A 4,134-nucleotide genomic window follows, 5' to 3' on the forward strand; every position below is an offset into this window, starting at 1 on the left:
CCGCCAGCGTCGCCGTCGGGAAGAAGGCGCGGGCGGTGACACCGGGGGTTGACGCGGGTGGACTGAGCAGGACGCCCTGGCCGGGGACCACTGCCGCTCGGCCGGGGTCGCCGGCTACATGCGGCAGCGGATCGCCACACAATAGCCGGCCGCCATGCCCGGCGATGGCAAAGCGCGCGCCCGTTGCCGAACGTTGCGCGAACACGCCGCGCGCTCGAGCACAACTCGGCGCGTCGGCGGGATCGCGCGCGATCGCCGCTGCCGCAACACCCAGCGCGTTGAGATCGCCAGCCAGTTCGGTCGCGATCGCGTGCCCGCTTTCCAGGCTGGCGACGCGCAGCCGCCCGCGCGTGTCGGCGTCGTTGAGCTGCCTGGTATGGAGCGTCGCGACGGTGGCGATCAGCGCGAGCGGCAACAGCCCCAGGCTGAGGATCAGAAACAGCTTGAGCCCGGTCGGCAGTCGTCCGAGCGCGGACAGGGCGGGAAGGGGGCGATCGAGGAGGGGCGCCGGCGCGGCTACAGCCATGGACGCGGCATCAATCGAGCTTGCCCAGCAAATCCAGGAACTCGTCCGGCACGCGCTCCTCGACCGTCTTTTCGTACACGGACCGCAAGGCGGCACCCATCGCGGCGTCGTTCTCCGGCTTCGGACCGCGCGGGCGGGGCTCGGGCTTACGCTTGGACTGGTCGGCCACCATCATTCCCCAGGTCGCCAACAGGCGCAGCGATCGTTACGACGACCGAGCGATCGGGCCCGATCGCTCGGTGCCATTAACTCACGTCATACGGGCGCTGAAACTAAAAGGCAGGTGGTTGGTTCCGCCCGGCATGGCCAAATCCAGCCGGCGTCACCTTCCTCGCGGGGGGCTTCACGCCGGGCCGGGGAGCCGCTAGCGGCGCGGTGCCGCAAGTCGCGGGGTCGCTCAGGAGGTTTGAACTCGCCCATGTCGCTTGGACAGCAACTCGCCCCGCACCTGCCGTTCCTGCGGCGCTATGGCCGGGCGCTCACCGGCAACCAGCAGCATGGCGACCGGTATGTCCGCGCGACGCTGGAAGCGATCGTCGAGGCGCCGGATCAATTCCCGCGCGACGTGGAGCCGCGCCTCGCGCTCTATCGCATGTTCCAGGGCATCTGGAACTCGACCAATCCCGCCGAGACGGAGGTGGACACCCAGGAGACGGAGAGCGGCTCCGACCAGGAGGCGGTCGCCCGCGCGCGGCTGGCGCGGATCACGCCGCTGTCGCGTCAGGCTTTGCTGCTGACCGCGATGGAGGGCTTCACGCCCGAGGACGCGGCGTATCTGATCGAGGTGGACGTCGACGAGGTGGAAACGCTGGTCGCCGACGCGCTGCGGGAGATCGAGCAGCAGACGCATGCGCGCGTGCTCATCATCGAGGACGAGCCGATGATCGCGATGGATATCGAGACAATCGTGCGCGACCTGGGCCACGAAGTCACCGGCGTCGCCGTGACGCGCGACGAGGCGGTGGCGCTGGCCATGGAAGATCGCCCCGGGCTGGTGCTCGCCGACATCCAGCTCGCCGACGACTCCTCGGGCATCGACGCGGTCAAGGACATCCTGGCCGAGTTCGACGTGCCCGTGATCTTCATCACCGCCTTTCCCGAGCGCCTGCTCACCGGCGAGCGGCCGGAGCCGACCTTCCTCATCACCAAGCCGTTCCAGCGCTCCACGGTGAAGGCGGCGATCAGCCAGGCGCTGTTCTTCGACGAAAACACGGTGCCGGTGGGGGCATGACGTCGTCAAGCATCCAAAACGACGGTCGCGGGTTGACGCGCCATGGCTGATTCCGATGACCCCTCGCGCCTCAACGCCACCGAAGCCCGCGGCGCCGCGACGCCCGGCGTGGTCCGCTATGTGCTGATCGCGTCGCTTGTGCTGGTGATCCTGGGCATGATCGGCGCCTACCTCGTCAACCAGTAAGGCTCGGTAACAGTCAGACGGGGTGGAAGGTCGGCGGACCACATCCTATGTTGATGCAGGTGGGTGACGAGGCCCACCTAAAGGGTATTGTTTCGTTCATGTCCGACAGCGCCGTCACCGACCAGGATGACGAGACGATCCCGGCACCCGTGCCGCACGTCTCGTTGTCCGATGCCGAGTTCAAGACGCAGCTGGCGCAGGTGATTCCTCACCTGCGCGCGTTCGGCCGCTCGCTCTCGGGCAGCCGCGATCTCGCCGACGATCTGGTCCAGGAGACGCTGCTCAAGGCCTGGGCGGCGCGGCTGCGGTTCCAGGCCGGTACGAACATGCGTGCCTGGACCTTCATCATCCTGCGCAACCTGTACCTGTCGCAGATGCGCCGCGCGCGGTTCAAGGGCGAGTGGGACGATCTGGTCGCCGATCGCATCCTGGCCGCGCCCGCCAGCCAGGACCGGCATGTCGAACTGGGCGACATGCAGCGCGCTTTGCTCCACCTGCCGCAGCCACAACGCGAGGCGCTGATCCTGGTCGGTGCCGGCGGCTTCGCCTATGAGGAAGCGGCCGAGATTTGCGGCGTCGCGGTCGGCACGATCAAGAGCCGCGTCGCGCGCGGCCGCGTCGCGCTGGAACAGTTGATGACCGATGGCGCGCTCCCGTCGCGCCGCCTGCACGAGCGCGACAAGGATCGCACGGTGCTCGACACGATCATGGGCGACGTCGATACTCTCAGCGGCGGGCGATAGGCGCCATCAAGGCATGGCGACGCCGTGAGCGTCGTCCGGCCAGCCGCCGGTCTGGCCACAGGCCATCCTCTCCCGCCGCTGCCGGAGGGTCGGCAGGCAGTCGGCCGTTCGGTGCTGACGGAGGGCACGCTGGCGATGCTGGTCACCGATGTCGACCTGCAAGGCGAGCACCGACGCGTCAACGACGCCTGGCGATCGTCCATCCCTCCCGATCCTCCCGCTCGATTGTGGGAACTGGCGGCCAACGGAGTCGGCAGGTTGTTGCTGGCGCGGCCGAAAGAGTGGGACGAGGGCGCCAGCTTCCCATTGGAAACACCGTTCCCGCTTTGCGACCGGTTCAGTGACGGTCGCTGGCTGATCGTCAAGTCACGCGCGCGGGATGCGACGAACGCGCGGGTGCTGTCACCAGAGGGCGCGCTCGTGCAGCGGTTCAGGCTGGGTGACGGCATCGAGCATGTCGCGATCGACGCCGACGACCGGATCTGGGTCGGATGGTTCGACGAGGGCGTGGTCGGCAACGACAACTGGCGCCTGCCCGGCCATGACTGGGCACCATCAAGCAACGGCGTCGCTTGCTTCGCCGCCGATGGCCCGCTGCTGTCGTTGCCCGACTGGCCCGACGGCACGAGCATCATCGCGGACTGTTACGCGCAGAATGTGACGGGCTCGGGCGCCTGGGTGTGCCCATATACCGAGTTTCCGCTGGTTTGCTTTGAGCCGGACCACCCGACGCGCTGGTGGCGCAGCGATGTCGCCGGCGCGAAAGCGATCGCCGTGGACGGTCGTCATGCTCTCCTCGCCGGCGGCTATCGCGAGGACGCCGCGCGGCTCGCCTTGGTCGAACTCGCGGGCGAAGGCGATGGCGAGCAGGCTAGTCTGCTGGCGACCTGGATCATGCCGCTGCGCCGATTACCGCCCCCGTCGAACGACTGGGCTCCGGTGTGGGACGCTCCCGATCTGCTAGTCGGTCGCGGCGGGGTGTTGCATCTGATCGTCGATCACCGCTGGTATCGATGGCACGTGGAGACGGTCGTCGCGGCTTGGCGCCGTGACCAGTCTCCGACCGGCTAGCGTCGATCGAGCCGCTGGATCAGCTTGAGCCACTCGGCCGGCAGGGCCGCGCCGCCGCCCCATGCCGCCCGCAACGCCGCGCCGACGCCATCGGCCGGGCGAGGGACCCGCACTACCTGCACGTTGCTGTTGTCAGCCATCAGGGGGTAACAGCCGGTCATGCACGATAAAACGGTCGGGCACGATGGAGGTTGCGTGAACCGGCGACAACGACGCGGCCGAACCGCCACGACCGTGGCGTGAAGGTCACACTCTCCGGGTCGGGCTTGGGCGAGGCCGCCGCGCGGGCGCGGGCGCAGGCGCCGTTCCTGCGACTGCTGCTCGATCGCGAGCCGGCGCTCGCGGCCGGGTTCGACGCGGGCGCGGTTGACCTCGAC

General features: G+C 68.7%; 6 protein-coding genes and 1 pseudogene. 4 read left to right on the forward strand and 3 right to left on the reverse strand.

Annotation, left to right across the window (positions count from 1 at the left end; genetic code table 11):
• Nucleotides 1–526: pseudogene (locus tag HUU95_RS09910) on the reverse strand (histidine kinase); the annotation flags it as partial.
• A 10-nt stretch (nucleotides 527–536) separates the two neighbouring features.
• Nucleotides 537–716 carry a NepR family anti-sigma factor gene (locus tag HUU95_RS09915; protein WP_254602731.1) on the reverse strand — a complete coding sequence of 60 codons (180 nt, stop codon included), beginning with the start codon at nucleotides 714–716 and terminating at the stop codon, nucleotides 537–539.
• A gap of 228 nt (nucleotides 717–944) precedes the next feature.
• On the opposite strand from HUU95_RS09915, the gene HUU95_RS09920 reads away from it, so the two are divergent.
• From HUU95_RS09920 to HUU95_RS09935, 4 genes are all read left to right on the forward strand, one after another.
• Nucleotides 945–1,757: a response regulator gene (locus tag HUU95_RS09920; RefSeq protein ID WP_174279967.1), complete on the forward strand. Its 813-nt coding sequence runs from the start codon at nucleotides 945–947 to the stop codon at nucleotides 1,755–1,757.
• Between the two features lie 42 nt (nucleotides 1,758–1,799).
• Nucleotides 1,800–1,943 carry a hypothetical protein gene (locus HUU95_RS09925; protein ID WP_174279968.1) on the forward strand — a complete coding sequence of 48 codons (144 nt, stop codon included), beginning with the start codon at nucleotides 1,800–1,802 and terminating at the stop codon, nucleotides 1,941–1,943.
• A gap of 98 nt (nucleotides 1,944–2,041) precedes the next feature.
• Nucleotides 2,042–2,686 carry a sigma-70 family RNA polymerase sigma factor gene (locus HUU95_RS09930; protein ID WP_174279969.1) on the forward strand — a complete coding sequence of 215 codons (645 nt, stop codon included), beginning with the start codon at nucleotides 2,042–2,044 and terminating at the stop codon, nucleotides 2,684–2,686.
• A gap of 24 nt (nucleotides 2,687–2,710) precedes the next feature.
• On the forward strand, nucleotides 2,711–3,757 hold the full coding sequence (locus tag HUU95_RS09935; RefSeq protein ID WP_174279970.1) for a hypothetical protein: 1,047 nt from the start codon (nucleotides 2,711–2,713) through the stop codon (nucleotides 3,755–3,757).
• Here HUU95_RS09935 and HUU95_RS09940 read toward each other — a convergent pair.
• On the reverse strand, nucleotides 3,754–3,897 hold the full coding sequence (locus tag HUU95_RS09940; RefSeq protein WP_174279971.1) for a hypothetical protein: 144 nt from the start codon (nucleotides 3,895–3,897) through the stop codon (nucleotides 3,754–3,756). The genes HUU95_RS09935 and HUU95_RS09940 overlap by 4 nt on opposite strands.
• Between the last annotated feature and the right edge of the window lie 237 nt (nucleotides 3,898–4,134).

This window comes from Sphingomonas bacterium, assembly GCF_903643065.1.
Taxonomy (GTDB): domain Bacteria; phylum Pseudomonadota; class Alphaproteobacteria; order Sphingomonadales; family Sphingomonadaceae; genus Sphingomonas.